This window comes from Empedobacter sp. GD03797, assembly GCF_029842105.1.
Taxonomy (GTDB): domain Bacteria; phylum Bacteroidota; class Bacteroidia; order Flavobacteriales; family Weeksellaceae; genus Empedobacter; species Empedobacter falsenii_C.
Window position 1 is genome coordinate 91,009 of the sequence record NZ_JAOCFS010000008.1, and the last position, 19,535, is coordinate 110,543.

The following is a 19,535-nucleotide window of genomic DNA, read 5'->3' on the forward strand; positions in this document are numbered from 1 at the left end:
TTCGATTATTCTTTCTCGATTGTTTGATTTTTGATGACTTGCTGCTCTTTTTCAAAATAAGCAATAATCTCCAATGCAACTTTCAAGGCATTTCGTCCATCTTGTAACGAAACTTTGATTGGTGAATTATTCACAATAGAATCTGCAAAACTTTCCAATTCATCCAAAATTGCATTATTTGGTAAAACTTCTGGATGTTCGAAACAAATTTCTCTACGATCTCCTTTATCATTTTCCAAAATCATTGCAAATTCGCTTGGATTTTCTGGCGCTTTGTGCATCTTAATAATTTCAGTCTTTTTCGTCAAGAAATCAATTGAAATATACGCATTTCGTTGAAAAACACGCATTTTTCGCATATTTTTCATCGACATTCTACTTGTCGAAACATTAACCACACAACCATTCTCAAACTCAATTCGAGCATTTGCAATATCAGGCGTATCACTAATAACCGAAACTCCAGACGAATGAATTGATTTAATTTCTGATTTTACAATCGATAAAAACACATCCAAATCATGAATCATCAAATCCAACACAACAGGAACATCTGTTCCGCGCGGATTAAATTCTGCCAAACGATGCGTTTCGATAAATAATGGTTCTTCTATAAAAGGTGCAGCCGCTGTAAATGCAGGATTGAAACGCTCTACGTGTCCAACTTGCGCTTTCAGACCTTTTTCATTTGTCAATTTCAACAAATGATCTGCCTCTTCTAAGGTATGCGTAACTGGTTTTTCGATGAAAAAATGTTTATTTTTTTCGATCACTTTCAATGCAACTTCATAATGTGATAAGGTTGGTGTCACAATATCGACAACATCAACAACATCAATTAATTCATCCATTGAACTAAAATATTTAAACCCAAATTCAGCTTCAACTTTTTTTCCATTTTCTTCAAAAGAATCAAAGAAGCCAATTAATTCGTATCTTTCCGATTGATTTAATAACTTTAAATGGATTTTTCCAAGGTGCCCAGCACCGATCACTCCTACTTTTAACATTTGGTAGATTTTGCCGTTAAAATTAATGAGAATAAGTTGTATTTAATGCATTTTTGTAAAAATTTTGGAATATGTCTGTAGACGATTTTAAACACAGAGGACGACGCAAAATGTTGGTTGATTTGTTGCGCTCGAAAGGAATTGAAGATGAAAACGTGCTGGAAGCTATTAATTTAGTGCCACGACATTTATTTTTAGACAGCGCTTTTACCGAATTCGCATATCGCGACGAAGCTTTTCCGATTGCTGCTGGACAAACAATTTCGCATCCGTTTACAGTTGCTTTTCAGACACAATTATTAGATATTCAACCTAATGAAAAAGTCTTAGAAATTGGAACTGGTTCTGGTTATCAAACTGCGGTTTTGGTTGCTTTAGGTGTTGAAGTTTTTACGATTGAACGTCAAAAAGATTTGTTTGATTTCTCAAAAATCATGTTGAAAAAAATCAATTTCGAGCCACGTTATCAGACGTATGGAGATGGTTACAAAGGTTTACCTTCTTTTGCTCCTTTTGATAAAATTATTGTAACAGCTGGTGCGCCAGAAATTCCAGAAGAATTAAAAAAACAATTGAATATTGGTGGAATAATGGTGATTCCAGTTGGTGAACAATCGCAACGAATGATTGTAATTATACGTTTATCAGAAGATCAATTTGAGCATTACGAATTTGGAGATTTCAAATTTGTGCCAATGTTAGAAAGCCGAGATAAATAGAATAAAAAACTCCAACTAAAATTTAGTTGGAGTTTTTCTTTGAATATATTTTTTTTATCGAAATTATTTATCATCGTAATGACCATATGCAGAAATTACCAAAACAATAACTTGGTCATTATCTATTGTATAAATTAATCTATGCTTATCTGTAATTTTGCGAGACCACTCTCCAACTCTATTACCTCCCAAAGGTTTTGGATGTCCTGTTCCTTTTTCTGGATGGATTCGGAGTTCTTCGATTAATTTAGCAACTTTTTTAAATGCTTTTGGTTCAGATTTTTTTAATTTACCTAAATCCTCAAGAGCATAATTTGTAAAATCTATATTGTACATCTACAAACTATCTAAAAGCGCTTTAATCTCTTCTACAGAAGACACTCTTATTGTTTTTCCTTCTTTTGCTTGTTGCAAAGAAAGATCTAATTTGTTGAAAAATTCTTCTTTATTCATCAAAGTATCATCTTCTGTTAGAGGAACCAATTTAAAACTCCCATTTTCACGAGATTTTAATACAACATCTTCTCCCTCTTTTACCTTTTTAAGGTACTTTCCTTGGTGTTCTCTAAATTCTCTTGTACTAATAACTAACATCATTTTAAATTTTAATGATAACCATATTGGTACACAAATATACAAATAAATTATATAATCAACTTAATATTAAACAATTAAAACTATAAAACTTCGATTTATTGATACTTTATTAATCATCAATTTTCTTGAAATTTCCGTTTTTATCAAATTTTAATTCAAGTCCATTGTTCAATTTTACTTCAATTTCTTTTCGGTCTCTTTCAATTTTTGTGATTGTAGTATTCGGAAAACTTCTTTTCACATAATTTGAAATTTTAGCTGGAATAAATCCTGTTGGAATAGCATTTCGTTTTCCATCAACTTCTTTCCAAGCTCCGTCTCCGTCAAATTCTACTTTTGTTCCATTTGCCAAATACACTTTATATTCTTTCGAAAAATAATCGTCGTCCAACATCACAGAACCAACTTGTTTTGCTCCAAAATGTTTATTGATAAATTGCTGTCCCGTTTTTGGAACTTGGTTATATTTTATCGCTTTATCTTGAGCAAAAGAAATCAACGTTGCACTTAACATGATAACACTTAAAAACTTTTTCATTTTGTTTGATTTTATAATTATAAGACAAAGTTGCAAAGTGAATTAGGAAAGATTTGGGAATAATTTATTTTTTCAGAATAAATTGATGAAAAGGAAACTCATAATTGTAATCTAACTTTAGATTTTGTTGATTTCTGATAATTGTGTCCACAATCGAAAGCCCCAATCCATTATTTCCATCACTTGTTCCTTGTTTATAAAAACGACTAAAAATAAGATTCGAATCCAACGTTGCGGTTTTTCCTGTATTAGAAATTATAAATTGATTTGAGTCACTTTCTATCTTAATAATTTTTTCATCATTGTTATGTTTGATCGCATTTCTAATCAAATTTGAAATTAAAATTCGCGCCAAATCGATATTAAAATCAAGAATAAAATCTGCCTTAAAATTCGTTTCTAATTTAATTTCTTCTGCTTCAAAAATTTCTTCATAATCTTCGATCAAATCTTTTGTCAAAGCTGTAAAATTAACTTCAACATTATTTTTATATTGATTATTTTCGATTCGAGATAACATTAACAACGATTTGTTTAGATTTACCATTCGCCAAAGTGTTTGTTTTGTTTCTACTAAACTCATCACTTCTTTTTCTTTTAAATCTGAATTTTCTATTAGCAAATCAAGTTTATTTAGTGCAATTGTCAAGGGCGTTTGCAACTCGTGCGAAGCGTTTTCGATAAACAATTTCTGCGAATTAAAAACCTCATCATTTCGATTAATCATTCGCTCAATTTCTTTTTGCAAATAAGAAAATTCTTTCACATTCGTTTCAACAAGTTTTGGTTTTTCGTTATTTCCCACTTCATATTTTCTTAGTTGAGAAATAATTTGTCCAAAAGGTTTGAAGGCTTTTTTCAATCCAAAATGATTAATCAACAATATACTAATCAAGATAAAAAAGTATAGCGCAATCAAAGAAAGAGACAAATCATAAATCAATTCATCTTCTTCAACGGTTGAGGTTCTAATTTCTAACGAATATGGATGATTTTCTTTGTCATAAAAACCAGTTCTCAATATACGATAAGGCTCCATATCATCATCGTATTCCATGTAAACCAACTCGTTCGAAAAATGATTTCTTTCATCATATTTACTTGGATCAACTTTGGTAATTTTGAATTGACTTAATCCAAATTCGGTTGTATTTAATAAATTCGGATCGCGATAAGCTTCTCGAATAATTTCTATTTTTTGATTCTTTAATCCGTCATCTACATTGTCATAAACTTCATCCAAAATCAAGGAATGAAAAAGAAAAGCCCAAATCGCAATAACGATAAGCAACCAAAATGTGAGGTAACGAAATGTATAATTTTTTAGTGATATTTTCATGTTAAATCAACTTATAACCAATCCCATAAACCGCTTGTAAATCGACTTCAGAATTCGCTTCTTTCATTTTTTTTCTTAGATTTTTTATTTGCGAATAAATAAAATCTAAATTATCTGATAGCTCAATATGATCTCCCCAAACACTTTCTGCTAAAGTCGTTTTCTGAAAAACACGTTCGGGTCTCAACATAAAATAATACAGCAAATCGTATTCCTTTCTATTCAATTTCAGTTCGATATTATTTACTTTAACCAAACGATCTTCGGGAAAAATTTGAACATTTTTATAACTCAAAACATCTTCTCCTTTTTGTAGATTTTTACGCAAAGCAACTTTAATTCGAGCCAATAATTCAGCAAAATGAAATGGTTTCGCCAAATAATCATCCGCTCCAACCAATAATCCTTCTACTTTATCATCAACCGAATCTTTTGCCGACAAAATAATGACTGAAGTTTCTTTATGAAGATTCTTCAATTCCTTCAACAAAGACATTCCATCGCCATCTGGCAACATCATATCCAACAAAATGCAATCATAATCGAACGAAATTATTTTATCCAAAGCTTGCTGATAATTATCAGCAGTTTCGACAATCATCTTTTCTTTTTCTAAAAATTCAACAATCGTTTCTTGCAATTTTATTTCATCTTCTACGACTAAAACCTTCATAATTCAGTTTAAATAATTGGTAAAAATAGATAGTAAAATAGGAAAGAATTAGGAAAACTCCTACTTTTATTCTCAAAATTTAAGATTTCAATTTTGAAAAAATATAGCTTTAAAAATGATTATAGCGAAGGCGCTCATCCAGCAATTTTGCAACGATTAATCGATACAAATTTAGAACAAACAATTGGTTACGGCGAAGATGAATTTTGCAATGAAGCAAGAGAATTAATCAAAAAACATCTGAAAAAAGATGCAGCAATTCATTTTGTTTCTGGAGGAACACAAGCCAATTTAATTGTAATTTCTTCTATTCTAAAACCACATGAATCTGTAATTGCAGCAGAAAGTGGGCATATTGCTGTTCACGAAACTGGCGCGATAGAAGCAACAGGACATAAAGTAAATACCATTGCGACGGATAACGGAAAAATAACTCCTGAGCAAATTTCGGTTGTTCTTGCCACACACACGGACGAGCATATGGTAAAGCCAAAATTGGTTTATATTTCTAATTCTACGGAAGTTGGAAGTGTTTATTCGAAAAAGGAATTACAAGAGCTTTATCATTTTTGCCAAAAAAACAATTTATATCTTTTCGTTGATGGCGCGCGTTTAGCTTCTGCTTTAACTTATTCTAAATGTGATTTAACTTTAGAAGATATGGCAAATTTTACAGATATTTTTTACATTGGAGGGACTAAAAATGGAGCACTTTTAGGTGAAGCAATTGTGATAAATAATTTGAAATTGGACGAAGATTTTCGTTATCATATCAAGCAAAAAGGTGGAATGTTAGCGAAAGGACGTTTGATTGGAATACAGTTTTCGGAAATGTTTCGAGATGATTTATTTTTCGAAATGGGAAAACACGCTAATCAAATGGCAGAAAAATTAGCAAATGCTATTTTAGCAAAAGGTCACAACTTTTTGACTGAACCATCTTCCAATCAAATTTTTCCTATTTTACCAAATTCAATTATCGAAAAACTACAACAAGATTTTGAGTTTTATATTTGGCAAAAAATTGATGATCAAAATTCTGCAATTAGATTGGTTACTTCTTGGATAACGCCAGAGGAACAAGTAGAAAGTTTTATCAAATCAATATAAAAAAAAAAGGATCCATAATTTGTGGATCCTTTTATTTTAATAATAATCTTTCGCATTTTTCATACGCTCTTTTGCGCGTTTATATTCTGCTTTTCTGATTTCTTTTTTACGTTTCATCAAATTTTTATCATGAAAATAATTACGTTCTATTCGCTTGATATCTCTTTCATATTCGTCTTCTAAACGCTCTAATCGATTATCAATTCTATTTTTGTAATAATCATCACGATGAGAATTTGACCATTTGTAACGTTGATTATCATTTAAGATTTTATCAATATCTCGTTGTAAATTGTACGAAATCTCTCTTTTTCTTCTACCTTTTTCGTAACCAGACAAATTGCGATCTCTACCAATACGTTCGAAATCTTTACTTGCTTGTTTTTTTAAAGCAATTATTTTATTTTTTTGACTTGATGATATATCATAATAATCTGATCGTTCAATTAAAATATCGACATTTCTATTATTTCCATCATTTGGCCTATGTTGTGCATAACTTGACATTGCGAACAATGTAAATCCAAAAATTAAAACCTTCTTCATTTTCTAAACTTTCGTTTAGACTAAGCAAAGTCCGTGCTGAAATGAATAAATTTTTAATAATTACACATAATCAACAAATAATCAACTTATTAAAGTTTAGTTTTTTCTAATGCTTGCAAAATATCTTCGATAATATCTGTTTTATCTTCCAAACCGACTGATAAACGAATAGAACCTGGCATAATTCCTAAATCTGCACGTTCTGCATCTGATAATTTTGCGTGAGTTGTTGTAGCTGGATGCGTTGCAATCGATCTAGAATCTCCTAAATTAGACGTATACAAAATCATTTCTAATGCATCAATAAATCTGAAAGCACGCTCTTTACCGCCTTTCACTTCAAACGTTACGATTCCACCACCGCCTTTCATTTGCTTTTTCGCCAACTCATATTGCGGATGCGATGGTAAAAATGGATATTTTACATCTGCAATTTCAGGATGATTTTCCAAAGCTTCTGCCAACGCTAACGCATTTTCGCAATGACGATCCATACGAAGCGGCAGAGTTTCTAAACTTTTAGAAATTGTCCATGCATTAAAAGCAGACATCGCCGGACCTGTATGACGAATAAAAAACATCATTTCATTGATTAATTCTTCTTTTCCTACAACTACTCCACCCAAAACTCGACCTTGTCCGTCCATATATTTTGTTGCAGAATGAATAGATAAATCAAATCCAAATTGCAAAGGTTGTTGTAAATATGGTGTCGCAAAACAATTGTCAATTGCAAAAATAACATGCGGATGTTTTTCTTTCAATTTTGCCAAAGCTTCTAAATCGAATAATTCTAATCCAGGATTTGAAGGAGATTCTAAGAAAACAATTTTTGTATTTGGTTGAATTGCTTTTTCCCAATCTTCAATATTTGGCGTTTCTACATACGTATAAGTTACACCCCAACGTGGAAACAATTGTGTAATTAATTGATGCGTAGAACCAAAAATTGCACGGCTCGACACAATATGATCTCCACTTTTGATGTACGATGCAAATGACGCAAAAACAGCTGCCATTCCCGACGCAAAAGCCAAACCAGCATCAGCTTTTTCTAACGCACAAACGCGATTAATAAACTCTGTTGTATTTGGATTTGCATAACGCGAATAAACCATCCCTTGCTCTTCTTCCGCAAAAATTGCACGTCCTTGTTCTGCACTATCAAAAATAAAACTTGAAGTTAAATATAATGGAACCGAATGCTCGCGAGTAGCAGATCTTGGCGCTTGCTCACGAATTATCTTAGACTGATCTTTTTTCATAAGAATCAAAGTTAACGATAGTTTTATTAAGCTAAAAGCTTTTTAATAAGTTTTAAACCGAAATTATTTCTGTTTAAAATCTAATTTTAAAGAATTAGACACGATTATAAAATGATTTTTAGAAATATTTCAGAATTTGTTTTTAAATCTTTCATTTTCATTAAATTCAAAAATGTTGAACTGAACAATTTTTCATAAAATATCATTCAGATTTAATCTCTACCTTTGCAATCTTATATCAATTTATGTCATTCGAAAATTTAGGATTATCACCATATTTATCAAAAGCAATTACAAAACTTGGATTTTTAAAACCTTTTGAAATTCAAACCGAAACAATTCCATCTATTTTAAAAGGAAAAGATATGATGGGAATTGCAAAAACTGGTTCTGGAAAAACCTTGTGTTTTGTTGCGCCTTTGTTGCAAAAAATTCAACATCAATCGTACGAAAAATCTCGTAACATAAAAGCATTAATTTTAGTTCCAACACGTGAATTAGCAGTTCAAATTGAACAAACTTTTGCAGGATTACAAACTGCTTTACGTCGTGAAGTACAAACACAAGCGGTGTATGGAGGAACTTCGATTAATCCACAGATGAAAAATTTGTATGGTACAGAAATTTTAATTGCAACACCTGGTCGTTTATTAGATTTGATGGATCATAATGCTTTATCATTAGATCAATTGCAATATTTGGTGATTGATGAAGCGGACAAAATGTTCCAATTAGGATTTGGTGATGAAATGAACCGAATTTTGAAAAGTGTTCCGAAAAAGAAACAATCTATTCTTTTTTCTGCGACTTTGAATGATAAAATTGATGAAATAAAATCTACATTAAATATTGATCCGATTGTTATTGAAATTAAAAAGCAAGAAATTGATTTGGAACAAATCGAGCAAATTGCTTACAAAGTTGATGCAGAAACAAAAGGTCCTTTTTTACGTTATTTAATCAAATCTGAAAACTTAGAGCAAGTTTTGGTTTTTGTTTCTTCGACACGAACTGCTGATAACTTGGTTGAAAAATTAAAAAAGAATAAAATCTCTGCGATGGCGATTCATAGTAAGAAATCCCAAGGCGCGAGAATGGATAATTTGGAAGATTTTAAATTAGGTGATGTTAAAGTTTTGGTTGCAACAGATTTGATTGGACGCGGAATCCATATCGAAGGTTTGCCAACTGTGATTAATTACGAATTACCTCGTTCTCCTTTAGATTATGTACATAGAATTGGACGTACAGGTCGTGCAAATGCAAATGGAAAAGCAATTAGTTTGATTACAGAAGAAGATGTACACCATTTCAAAATCATTCAGAAAAAAATGGGTAAAAAAGTTGATTTACTTCCTACTGATGATGTGAATTTACACGGATATTAAAATAAGTTTTAAGTTATGAGTAATAAGTTCTAAGTTTTCTCTGAACTCATTACTCATAATTTTTTTAATTAAAATGCTATTTTCTTTTTCCTAACAATTGGTCTAAAAGAATCACTACCAAAGTCAAAAGAAAAATTATTCCTGAATAAAATAAAACGACTAAAGAACCTCCTCCTTCAAAATTATTCGAATTAGAATACAATAAGACATTCAATAAAATGCTAATTGATAAAATCAGTATCGTTTTTATTCTACTAAATTTATTTCCTACTATCATTTTAAATATGCAAAAGCAGAACAGTATTAAATAAAACACATATAAAATTCCGAATTCCCCGTCAATTGGTATCATATACAATCAAATTAAGTCCAAAGATATTGTCTAAACTCTATTAATTTCTTCAACATTTGATTATCTTCTTCATATTGAATATTTTCTAAATTATCATTATCGAACTTACGTTTATTCCTCCAATTATATAAGTTTTCAATTTCAATTTTTGCATTTTTATGTTCATTATCATACATCCAATCAACATGACTTTTAAATAAATTTTCTTTTTCAATACAATCGCATAAAATCTGAAAACAAGCATGTAAAATAATCACATCCTTATCTAGCCATTCATCGTTTAATGTTTCTATTTTTAGAAGATTTAAAGGTTTCATTATTAATTTATTTTTTCAAAACTTTTCACTCATAACTACTAACTCACAACTTCTATATATGTGGTCCAAGCATATTTTTAGGATCAAGGATTTCATCCAAACGTTCTTTCGACAACAAACCATGATCTAAGACCAATTGATAAACACTTCCACCAGTCTCTAAAGCTTCTTTCGCTATTTTTGTACTTGCTTTATAGCCAATATACGGATTTAGCGCAGTCACAATTCCAATACTATTTTGAACTTCATTTTTCAAATGTTCAACATTCGCTGTAATTCCATCTACACATTCAACACGTAGCGTATTCATCGCATTTGTTAAATATTGAATTGATTCCATAATCGAAAAACCAATAATCGGTTCCATTACATTCAACTGCAATTGTCCAGCCTCGGCAGCCATTGTTATTGATAAATCATTTCCAATTACTTTAAAACAAACTTGATTGACAACTTCTGGAATTACCGGATTTACTTTCCCTGGCATAATCGAAGATCCTGGTTGTTTTGGAGGTAAATTAATCTCGAACAAACCTGTTCTCGGACCTGAAGTCAATAAGCGTAAATCATTACAAATTTTCGACAACTTCACACAAAGACGTTTCAAAGCAGATGAATAATCAACAAATGAACTTGTATCCGAAGTTGCTTCCACTAAATTATCAGCCAACGAAACATCTTCATTCATGATTTCAGCAATTTTAGTTGTACACAATTGCGCATAACCCGGAACAGCATTCAATCCAGTTCCAATCGCAGTTGCCCCCATATTAATCACTAATAATTCGGTCGCAATTCGATTCAAATTATCAACTTCTTTATGCAACGTATTCGAAAAACCTTCAAACTCTTGCCCAAGCGTCATTGGAACTGCATCTTGCAATTGCGTACGTCCCATTTTTATAACATTACCAAATTGTTTTCCTTTTTTATCAAACGCTTCATACAACGAAGTTAATGCTTCAACCAAAGGCTTATTCATATTAAATAATGCCAATTTCAAAGCAGATGGATACGCATCATTCGTAGATTGCGAAAGGTTGACATGATCATTTGGCGAACAAAATTGATACTCACCTTTTTGTTTTCCTAAATGTTCCAAAGCAATATTTGCAATTACTTCATTCGCATTCATATTTGTAGAAGTTCCCGCACCACCTTGTATCATATCAATCGGAAATTGCTCTGTATATTTCCCAGCAATTAATTCATTTGAAGCAAAAGAAATCGCATCAAATAATTCTTTCGATAAAATTCCTAATTCGTGATTAGCTTGCGCAGCTCCTAATTTTACGACACCAAGCGCCTTTACAAATTCGGGATAATGCGACAAATAATTATTGGAAATTTTGAAATTATTAATGGCACGTTGCGTTTGCACACCATAATAAGCCGTTTCAGGAATTTGTAACTCTCCTAATAAATCAGACTCCGTTCTCATTCTTTTTTAGATTGTTTGTTATTATAAATTAAAGGTAAGGAATAATCTAGTATCTTTTTGAAAAGCATTTTGCCAAAAAATTCAAAAAATCTATATCTTTAAAACATTAACACAAAAGAGATGAAAGCAGCTCGTTATTATTCATTAGATGTTTTTCGTGGCGCAACTGTTGCGTTGATGATTTTGGTAAATAATCCAGGAACTTGGTCGGCTATGTTCGATCCTTTAGAGCATGCAAGTTGGCACGGCTGTACTCCAACAGATTTGGTTTTTCCATTCTTTTTGTTTGCTGTGGGAAATGCAATGGCTTTTGTGATTCCAAAATTGCAACAACAACCTCAACAGATTTTTTGGCAAAAAGTAATAAAACGAACAATTTTAATTTTCGGAATTGGATTATTCATCAATTGGTGGCCATTTTTCAAGTGGGATAATAATGAACTAATTTTCAAAGCGTGGAAAGATTCAGAAGAAAGCGGAATCCGAATTATGGGCGTTTTACAACGAATTGCAATTGCTTATTTTTTCGCTTCGGTGATTGCTTTTTATTTTAAACAAAAACAAGTTTTATTGATAAGCTGTGCGATTCTTCTACTTTATTGGGTTTTAACTTTCGGACTTGGAACTTCTGATCCTTATTCATTAGAAGGTTTTATCGGAACTAAAATTGATAATCAATTGCTTGGTTTAGCGCATATTTATAAAGGAGAAGGCATCCCGTTTGATCCAGAAGGAATTTTTAGTACTATTTCTACTATTCCACAAGTTTTATTTGGGTATTTGGTTGGTGATTATATTCAGAAACAAGGAAATATCAATTGGTTGAATCATCCGTTACCAAATACTGACAATCCGCAATATAAAATGTTAGCTGGTTTATTTGTTTTAGGAACAATTGCATTGACAATTGGTTACGTATGGCAATGGGACTTTCCGTACAATAAAAAGATTTGGAGCAGCTCTTATGTTTTCAACACAACTGGTTTAGCAATTTTGACAATTGGCGCAATGATTTGGTTCATCGAAATTTTAGGAATCAAAAATGGTTTCATGAAATTCTTTGATGTTTTCGGAAAAAACCCTTTGTTCATCTTTGTTTTGAGCGGATTATTACCACGATTATTAGGTTTAATCAGAATTGAAGCTGGTTTAAACGACAAAGGAGAAATCAAATTCATTTCACCATTGGGTTGGTTTTACGAAAATGTCTGTGCTAAAATTCCTGGAATTCCAGAAATTGGTTCATTTGTTTATTCGCTAATTTTCTTAGCTTTCTTTTGGTGGTTGGCTTATTTATTAGATAAAAAGAAGATTTATATTAAAGTTTAAAATCTTAATTATGAAGTATTTTATTATTGGATTATTAAGTCTTTTCTATTTTTTCTCTTGCAATGAACAAAAAGAAATCAATGATATTATTGCGTCTTTTCCTCCTAATTACGTAGATTATAATATTCCTCCTGAATGTCAAGAAAACAATGGGTATTATAATAAAGATTCTGAAATTGTTTTAATTAATGAGAACGAATTTAATTCAATTATTAATCGTTTGAAAAAATTAAAATCTTCTAAAGAAATCAATGATTGTCCAAGTGATTTTAGCTTTTCCGTTGGAAAGGACAAATACTGTTCGTGCCTCTATGAAGAACGATTAATTTTTAAAAATGGACAATTACATGAAATTTCAGATACCTTATTATATGACATTAAATCTGCATTGACTTTTTATAATTCCAGACCGAAAGAATATTTAAAATACGATCATTTAATTCAAAAGTTCGGATTGCCTAAAAATTATAAGTATCAACAAGCTGGTGAGACTCTTATATCTTATGACCAAGATGGAAATAAAACAGTAGATTTTATTGATTTTAAAATGCGATTAGTTACTTTAAAAACAAAATAAAAACAAACCACAATCAATCCTCAATTCTAACTAAACTTTCTTATAAACAGCATAAAACTGATAAAAATGCTGAATATTTTCAACATCAAAAATAATTTGTTTCCATTGATTTAATTCCAAAATCAACTGATTATTGTGTTGAATAAACTTTCCTACAAAAATTTCATCATCATTCACATACAAACCAAATTTATCATTAACCAAATGTAAATTTTCCACTTCCAAATGTTCAAAAAATAAAATAGACGATTCTTCTTCTGCAAAATCGATAGGTGAAGCGATACTCGAAGAATATTCCAACGCAATAAATTGATGCGAATTATAAATAGGAAAATAGATTGAAGGATAATTTTCTAAGTTCGAAAACAATTCTTTTTTTGATTGAATAACTTCTCGAGATAAAAAAGGAATCGCGCTCAAATTTTTAACATTTCGCAACATATCAGCTTCCTCAAAATAGTTATCAAAGTGTAATATTTCGTTAACAGTTAAGTTTTTTTCGATCAAATGACTTATTGGAATGCTAAAATATTTAGCAATTTGAGAAATCGTTTCAATTTTTGGTTCTGCACGTTTTTCTTCATAAGATGAAATATTTCCTCTACTAACTTCAAATAAGTCAGCAAAAGCCTGTTGAGTTAAGTTCTTAACCTGTCTTAATTTTTTTATATTTTCACCTATTTTTGTCATTATTTAAAATTTTAACATTTTTAATTGCTAATTATTTTAGCAAATTGTTTAATTTTATGGAAACAAATTACAAAAAACACGAATAACAACAAAATGAATTATTTTTCGAAGATTGAAAATTTTATTCAAAACATCAATTACACCATCAGTTACAAAGACGAAAAAGAAGGTGTTTTTATGATTGAAAATTTATTGGATGGTGTTCAAAATCTGATTGTAGGAATTGCACCACCTGTCATCATTTTCGAGTTGTATTTATTTACAATTACAAATGATAATCTGGAAATGCTAAAAGCGTTGTTGATGAAAAATCGCGATATCATTCATGGTGCTTTTGCAATAACAGAAGACGGAAACAAAGTTATTTATCGTTACACACTTCAAATTGCGAATCTTGATCAAAACGAATTTGAAGCAACGTTAAACTCTTTGAGTTTATTGATGAGCGAATATTCTGCTCAATTAATCGAATTTTCTAAACAATAAAACAATATCACTATGAATATTTTCAAACGTATTTTTAGAATTGGACAAGCAGAAATACATTCGGTTGTCGAAAAAATGGAAGACCCAATTAAAATGACTGAACAAGGAATTCGCGAAATGCGCGACGATCTTAATCAATCATTAGAAGCTTATGCAAAAGTAAAAGCGATGGCAATTCGTTCGCAAAATAGCGTAGACAAAAAGAAAGAAGAAGCGGCAGATTACGAACGAAAAGCAATTCTTTTGTTAGAAAAAGCTGGGCGAAGTGAAATTACAGTTGAACAAGCCGAAAGTTTAGCGAAAGAAGCTTTGGGCTTAAAGAAGCAATTGTTAGAAGAAATTACTGAATTAGAAAATCAAGTAATTATTCATGAAAAATCTGCAAATGAAGTCCATAAAAATGTCGAAGTTCTAAAATTCAACATTAATAAATGGGAAAATGAATTGACAACGTTAAAAGCGCGTGTAAAAGTTGCTGATGCGACAAAACAGGTAAACAAACAAATGGCAAAAATTGATGCAAATAGCACAATTAGCATGTTAGAACGCATGAAAGCCAAAGTAGAAGAAGACGAAGCGCTTGCGCAAGCTTACGGAAGTTTGGCGGATAATTCGAAAACAGCTGATGATGAAATTAATGAAACCTTGAAAGGAGATTTGATTCAAAATGAATTAGAAGCTTTGAAGCTAAAAATTCTATCGAAAAATCAAGAATAAATCACTTTTTATAGTGAGTTTTATTTCTTTAAAATAATAGAACTTAATCATTTTTAATTTTGAAACTATATGCCAAAATTTGAATACAAAACAATCGAAATAAAAGCTGAACAAGGAATTTTCAAAGTCTCTATCGACCAAGAATATTTAGATAAATTATTGAATCAATACGGAGCAGAAGGCTGGGAATTAACCTCCTCTACTCCATTGTCAAATAATGGAATAACTTACAGAATTTATTTTACCTTTAAAAGACAACTTTAACACTAAAAATCAACGCTAATGAGCGAAATTTTAAACCTTCTTTTCAATCCATTGGCCAATGGAATTATGACCATTCTGATGGGATTTTCTCTCGTCTATTGGGTGTTTCAATTGTTGGCTGGTGACGGAATTGACCTTGGAACTGATTCAGATTTTCATATCGGAGACATCAATGATGTTGATGCGCACCACGAAATTGACGCCGATCACGATGCTGATGCTGACGTGCATCACGAGCCAGGTTTTTGGGCAAAATGTTTAGAATTTATCAATGTTGGTAAAGTTCCGTTAATGGTAATTATTACCTTGTTCAAATTTATCAGTTGGGTGATTACCATTATTTCTTCGATTGTTTTTGGATTAAGCAAGTTAGGATTGTATTCTGTTTTAGTTTTAATTCCAGTTTTCATCATCGCTTATTTTATGATGCATTGGATTACAAAACCACTCGTAAGAGTTTATGCAGAATTAGGCTATCACGGAGAAGACGAAACAGATTTTATTGGAAGAGTCGGAAAATCGAAGTCTAAAATCACTGGTGATAAAATAGGTTCTGCTGAATTTCAAATCGAGAAAGATATTATTACGCTTAACATCAAAAGTCAAAATGGCGAAGAAATTAATTTTGGTGACACCATTATTATTACTGACGAATCGCCGTCAAATCATTATTATTTCGTCATCAAACACATTACTTTAAACAATATTTAACCTAATTATGATACTATTATTTCAACTTACTTCGTTTATTATCGAAGATATTTTAACCTTAATTATTAACTAAATCAATCAAAATATAATAAAAATCTCATGACAAATTTTATTCTTTTAGCAGTTGGTGTCATCGTTTTCATCTTTATTGCTTTCATCGTCGTTTTAAGCGTTTTCTATAAAAAAGTTCCGCAAGGAAAAGCCATCGTTCGTACTGGTGTTGGAGGTTCGCAAGTAGCATTCAACAAAGGAATGTATGTAATTCCTGTTTTCCATAAAATGGAAATTATGGACATTTCGATCAAAAAAATTGACATTGCGCGTCAACAACATGATGGATTAATTTGTAAAGACAACATTCGTGCAGATATCAAAGTTGCATTTTTTGTTCGAGTTAATAAATCGGTGAATGATGTAATCAATGTTGCACAAAACTTAGGAACAGAACGTGCATCAGAACCAGAAACATTAAAAAGTATTTTTGAAGCAAAATTCTCAGAAGCCTTAAAAACAGTTGGTAAAAAATTCGATTTTATCGAATTATACGAAGCAAGACGTGAATTTAGAGATGAAATTTTAAATATTATCGGAACAGATTTGAATGGATATATTTTAGATGACTGTGCAATTGATTATTTAGAACAAACTGAATTACAATTTTTAAGTCCAGACAATATTTTAGATTCTGAAGGAATCAAAAAAATCACTGAATTAACGGCTCAACAAAATATGAACGCCAATTTAATTCGTCGTGAAGAAGAAAAAGTAATCAAAAAACAAAACGTTGAAGCACGTGAAGCAATCTTAGAATTAGAGCGTCAATTAGCCGAAAAAGAAGAGCGTCAACGCAGAGAAATCGAAAATATAAAAGCACGTGAAGAAGCAGAAATTGCAAAAGTTCGTGAAGAAGAACGTCTAAAAGCTGAATCTGTTCGTATTACAACAGAAGAGCAATTAGCAGTTCAAGAAGAAAATAAATTGCGTCAAATTATTATCGCAGAAAAAAATAAAGTTCGTACTGATGCTATCGAAACTGAACGCGTTGAAAAAGATCGCGCTTTGGAGCAAACAGAACGTGAACGAATTGTGACTTTAGCTCAGATTGATAAAGAAAGATCAATCGAGGTGGAGAAAAAAAATATTCAAGGCGTTATCAAAGAACGTGTTCTTTTAGAAAAAGGCGTGATTGAAGAGCAACAAGGCGTGAAAGACGTTGAAGTTTATAGAGAAGTTGAGCGTCAGAAACAAGCCGGAATTATTGCTGCATCGCAAGAAGCGGAAGAGCGTTTAATCGAAACTGTAAAAGCTGCGGAAGCATCTAAAATTGCAGCAGAACAAGAAGCTGCTCGTCAAGTTATCGAAGCCGATGCACAAAAACAAGTTGCAGAACGCAAAGCGCAAGAGTTATTAATTGATGCGGAGGCGAAAAAAGAGGCATCTGCAAAAGAAGCGGAAGCTCGTAAAATTATTGCAGAAGCACAAGCGAAAGAAGAAGCTGCAATTGGTTTATCGGAAGCAGAAGTAATGGTTGCTAAAGCAGAAGCGGAAGAAAAACAAGGAACTGTAGAAGCGTCTGTAATCGAGAAAAAAGCGGAAGCATTGCGTAAAGAAGGTTTAGCACAAGCAGAAGTTGTACGTGAAAAAGCGTTGGCAGAAGCGAAAGGAATCGAAGAAAAAGCAGAAGCTATGAAGAAATTGGACGGTGTTGGAAAAGAGCACGAAGAGTTCAAACTTCAATTACAAAAAGAAAAAGATATCGAATTGGCTCAAATCAACATTCAAAAAGATATTGCTGGAGCGCAAGCTGAGGTGTTATCAACTGCATTGAAATCAGCGAAAATTGACATTGTTGGTGGAGAAACGATGTTCTTCGAAAATATTGTCAAACAAGTTTCGAATGCAAAAGGTTTTGATCATTTAATCGACAATTCTAAACATGCAACAGACATCAAAAATGCATTGATTGACGAAGATGGCGGAAGCGATTTAGCTGGAAAAGTAAGAAGTCTTGCCGATAAATATGGTATTTCGTCAAACGATATCAAAAACTTAACAATTACTGCGGCATTAATTAAATTACAGCAAGCTGCTTCGGCTTCTGGAAACAGCGAAGACACAGGATTTATCAATTCTCTTTTCGGAATTGCGAATCAGTTAGGTGTTTCAAATAAAAAAATAGGTTAATCCATTAAACAACAATAGAGTGATTGAAATCTTATCGTTTCAATCGCTCTTATCATCACGTTTAATCACCTTTTAGATTTTAATTTAATGCAAGAAGAAAAAAATATTAACGTTACCGAAACGCTTGATGCAGGCGCGTACGAAATCATCCGAAAAAGACTTCTTACACAAAAAGATTTTCTTTCGGAAAGATTAACGAAATTGAACGAAGCTCGTAAAGAGGTATTCAATTCTACCAATTTTGCATTAAGCGCAAACCAAAGAATTACAACAGAAAACACTTGTATTTCACGTGGAATTATCGCGTTCGATAAGTTGTGTATTTTTGGGTACAACGTACATTTCGGTTTACGCACAGACATTCAGTTGAGCGATGTTTTTAGTATTTATCTGTTTCAAGAAAATCAATTTATACCTCAACCTCTCGACTTAATTAACGATCAGAATTTCTTTACAGATTTTCAGAATTTATATAAATATTACCGCGATTCTATCTTTTCTAAATTTCGTAGAACAGATAATTATTTGTACATGGTTTTCCAAACCAGTAAAAGCGCACAAGATTTGAAAGCGTTTAAATGGTTAATCAAAGACGGAAAATTAATTTATCAAGATGATCGCAGCATTCACGAAGTAAAAAAAGCAGATCAATTTGATTTCGAATGGCAAAAAACGTCAATTGATGATCGTCGATTAGGTAAATTTCCACACATTTCTATTTTAGATAAAATTTTTATCGAAGCGATTGGTGGCGATATTACGTTCAAAATTGAGGATAATACGGATACAGGAAAAGGAATTTTCACTGAAAAAGTTACGCATTTAGATCAACAATTAGACGATGCCGAATATTATTACGCCGATTTAGGAAATCTGATTGCGGTTAAAATCAAACCTTTTCAAGAAGATTTCAGAGCGTATATTTACAATGTTCGCACCAAGGAAGTCATCAATATTCCTGCTCTTTTGGATGCAGCAGTTTTGTTGCCAGACAATCAAGGTTTGATTTTTTCGAATGGCTATTATTTACAAAACGGAACCTATCATATATTCGAAAATAAGTTAGATAATTTTCAATTTTTCCGTCGTGTAAATTCTCCAAACGGAGAAGATTTTATGTATATTTTCAATCAAGATGAAACCAATACATACATTCTTTTATCGTACAATATCATTCAACAAAATGTCGAAACGCCTATTGTTTGCAATGGTTTTACTATTTTTAAAGACGGAAGTTTAATCTATTTCCGCACAGAAGAAGAAGCAACGCGACATCATCAAG

Annotated in this window: 23 protein-coding genes; 11 read left to right on the forward strand and 12 right to left on the reverse strand. The window is 31.6% G+C overall.

All coding sequences use genetic code 11. The features are described 5' to 3' along the window. Nucleotides 1-5 precede the first annotated feature (5 nt). Nucleotides 6-1,010 (reverse strand): Gfo/Idh/MocA family oxidoreductase, encoded by a 1,005-nt coding sequence (locus tag N5D90_RS08025; protein WP_280062116.1) that lies wholly within the window; start codon nucleotides 1,008-1,010, stop codon nucleotides 6-8. Between the two features lie 71 nt (nucleotides 1,011-1,081). Between N5D90_RS08025 and N5D90_RS08030 the strand changes: the two genes are divergently transcribed. Then, complete coding sequence (locus N5D90_RS08030; protein ID WP_280045208.1) at nucleotides 1,082-1,729, forward strand: protein-L-isoaspartate(D-aspartate) O-methyltransferase; 648 nt, start codon at nucleotides 1,082-1,084, stop codon at nucleotides 1,727-1,729. 63 nt (nucleotides 1,730-1,792) lie between these two features. On the opposite strand, the gene N5D90_RS08035 is transcribed toward N5D90_RS08030, so the two are convergent. The 5 genes from N5D90_RS08035 to N5D90_RS08055 form a co-directional block, all read right to left on the reverse strand. After that, a complete protein-coding gene (locus N5D90_RS08035) occupies nucleotides 1,793-2,065 on the reverse strand; it encodes a Txe/YoeB family addiction module toxin (RefSeq protein WP_280062117.1) in 273 nt (90 codons plus the stop codon). Further along, nucleotides 2,066-2,323 (reverse strand): type II toxin-antitoxin system Phd/YefM family antitoxin, encoded by a 258-nt coding sequence (locus N5D90_RS08040; RefSeq protein WP_280062118.1) that lies wholly within the window; start codon nucleotides 2,321-2,323, stop codon nucleotides 2,066-2,068. Nucleotides 2,324-2,435: 112 nt separating this feature from the next. Next, a complete protein-coding gene (locus N5D90_RS08045) occupies nucleotides 2,436-2,864 on the reverse strand; it encodes a PepSY-like domain-containing protein (RefSeq protein WP_280062119.1) in 429 nt (142 codons plus the stop codon). Nucleotides 2,865-2,928: 64 nt separating this feature from the next. Then, on the reverse strand, nucleotides 2,929-4,203 hold the full coding sequence (locus N5D90_RS08050) for a HAMP domain-containing sensor histidine kinase (protein WP_280062120.1): 1,275 nt from the start codon (nucleotides 4,201-4,203) through the stop codon (nucleotides 2,929-2,931). Between the two features lies 1 nt (nucleotide 4,204). Next, entirely contained in the window at nucleotides 4,205-4,876 is a 672-nt protein-coding gene (locus tag N5D90_RS08055; RefSeq protein ID WP_280062121.1) for a response regulator transcription factor, read from the reverse strand. A gap of 93 nt (nucleotides 4,877-4,969) precedes the next feature. Here N5D90_RS08055 and N5D90_RS08060 point away from each other — a divergent pair, with 93 nt between their 5' ends. Next, a complete protein-coding gene (locus N5D90_RS08060; RefSeq protein WP_280062122.1) occupies nucleotides 4,970-5,986 on the forward strand; it encodes a low specificity L-threonine aldolase in 1,017 nt (338 codons plus the stop codon). A gap of 36 nt (nucleotides 5,987-6,022) precedes the next feature. Here N5D90_RS08060 and N5D90_RS08065 read toward each other — a convergent pair whose 3' ends face one another. Both N5D90_RS08065 and N5D90_RS08070 read right to left on the reverse strand, forming a co-directional pair. Then, nucleotides 6,023-6,532 (reverse strand): hypothetical protein, encoded by a 510-nt coding sequence (locus N5D90_RS08065; RefSeq protein ID WP_280062123.1) that lies wholly within the window; start codon nucleotides 6,530-6,532, stop codon nucleotides 6,023-6,025. An 89-nt stretch (nucleotides 6,533-6,621) separates the two neighbouring features. Next, the gene (locus tag N5D90_RS08070; protein ID WP_280062124.1) at nucleotides 6,622-7,797 is read right to left on the reverse strand and encodes a PLP-dependent aspartate aminotransferase family protein; all 1,176 of its coding nucleotides are present in this window, start codon (nucleotides 7,795-7,797) and stop codon (nucleotides 6,622-6,624) included. A gap of 245 nt (nucleotides 7,798-8,042) precedes the next feature. On the opposite strand from N5D90_RS08070, the gene N5D90_RS08075 reads away from it, so the two are divergent. Then, nucleotides 8,043-9,185 (forward strand): DEAD/DEAH box helicase, encoded by a 1,143-nt coding sequence (locus N5D90_RS08075; protein WP_280062125.1) that lies wholly within the window; start codon nucleotides 8,043-8,045, stop codon nucleotides 9,183-9,185. Nucleotides 9,186-9,261: 76 nt separating this feature from the next. Here N5D90_RS08075 and N5D90_RS08080 read toward each other — a convergent pair whose 3' ends face one another. The 3 genes from N5D90_RS08080 to aspA form a co-directional block, all read right to left on the reverse strand. Next, nucleotides 9,262-9,462, reverse strand: coding sequence for a hypothetical protein (locus tag N5D90_RS08080; protein WP_280062126.1), 201 nt, complete (start codon nucleotides 9,460-9,462; stop codon nucleotides 9,262-9,264). Nucleotides 9,463-9,548: 86 nt separating this feature from the next. Beyond that, on the reverse strand, nucleotides 9,549-9,854 hold the full coding sequence (locus tag N5D90_RS08085; protein WP_280062127.1) for a hypothetical protein: 306 nt from the start codon (nucleotides 9,852-9,854) through the stop codon (nucleotides 9,549-9,551). Nucleotides 9,855-9,906: 52 nt separating this feature from the next. Further along, nucleotides 9,907-11,295 carry an aspartate ammonia-lyase gene (gene aspA / locus N5D90_RS08090; protein WP_280062128.1) on the reverse strand — a complete coding sequence of 463 codons (1,389 nt, stop codon included), beginning with the start codon at nucleotides 11,293-11,295 and terminating at the stop codon, nucleotides 9,907-9,909. Nucleotides 11,296-11,415: 120 nt separating this feature from the next. Here aspA and N5D90_RS08095 point away from each other — a divergent pair, with 120 nt between their 5' ends. Next, entirely contained in the window at nucleotides 11,416-12,624 is a 1,209-nt protein-coding gene (locus N5D90_RS08095) for an acyltransferase family protein (RefSeq protein ID WP_280062129.1), read from the forward strand. 10 nt (nucleotides 12,625-12,634) lie between these two features. Further along, nucleotides 12,635-13,201: a hypothetical protein gene (locus N5D90_RS08100; RefSeq protein WP_280062130.1), complete on the forward strand. Its 567-nt coding sequence runs from the start codon at nucleotides 12,635-12,637 to the stop codon at nucleotides 13,199-13,201. Between the two features lie 30 nt (nucleotides 13,202-13,231). On the opposite strand, the gene N5D90_RS08105 is transcribed toward N5D90_RS08100, so the two are convergent. Next, nucleotides 13,232-13,891, reverse strand: a complete 660-nt coding sequence (locus N5D90_RS08105) for a helix-turn-helix transcriptional regulator (protein ID WP_280062131.1) — start codon at nucleotides 13,889-13,891, stop codon at nucleotides 13,232-13,234. A gap of 93 nt (nucleotides 13,892-13,984) precedes the next feature. Between N5D90_RS08105 and N5D90_RS08110 the strand changes: the two genes are divergently transcribed. The 6 genes from N5D90_RS08110 to N5D90_RS08135 all read left to right on the forward strand — a co-directional run. Next, the gene (locus N5D90_RS08110) at nucleotides 13,985-14,377 is read left to right on the forward strand and encodes a hypothetical protein (RefSeq protein WP_038332747.1); all 393 of its coding nucleotides are present in this window, start codon (nucleotides 13,985-13,987) and stop codon (nucleotides 14,375-14,377) included. A 12-nt stretch (nucleotides 14,378-14,389) separates the two neighbouring features. After that, nucleotides 14,390-15,094 (forward strand): PspA/IM30 family protein, encoded by a 705-nt coding sequence (locus N5D90_RS08115; RefSeq protein ID WP_180905237.1) that lies wholly within the window; start codon nucleotides 14,390-14,392, stop codon nucleotides 15,092-15,094. A 69-nt stretch (nucleotides 15,095-15,163) separates the two neighbouring features. After that, nucleotides 15,164-15,358, forward strand: a complete 195-nt coding sequence (locus tag N5D90_RS08120) for a DUF4177 domain-containing protein (protein WP_038332555.1) — start codon at nucleotides 15,164-15,166, stop codon at nucleotides 15,356-15,358. 18 nt (nucleotides 15,359-15,376) lie between these two features. After that, nucleotides 15,377-16,069 (forward strand): OB-fold-containig protein, encoded by a 693-nt coding sequence (locus tag N5D90_RS08125; protein WP_114997780.1) that lies wholly within the window; start codon nucleotides 15,377-15,379, stop codon nucleotides 16,067-16,069. Nucleotides 16,070-16,168: 99 nt separating this feature from the next. Continuing rightward, nucleotides 16,169-18,253 carry a flotillin family protein gene (locus N5D90_RS08130; protein WP_114997783.1) on the forward strand — a complete coding sequence of 695 codons (2,085 nt, stop codon included), beginning with the start codon at nucleotides 16,169-16,171 and terminating at the stop codon, nucleotides 18,251-18,253. An 87-nt stretch (nucleotides 18,254-18,340) separates the two neighbouring features. Continuing rightward, on the forward strand, nucleotides 18,341-19,535 hold a 1,195-nt coding region (locus N5D90_RS08135; RefSeq protein ID WP_280062132.1), incomplete at its 3' end, for a DNA repair ATPase.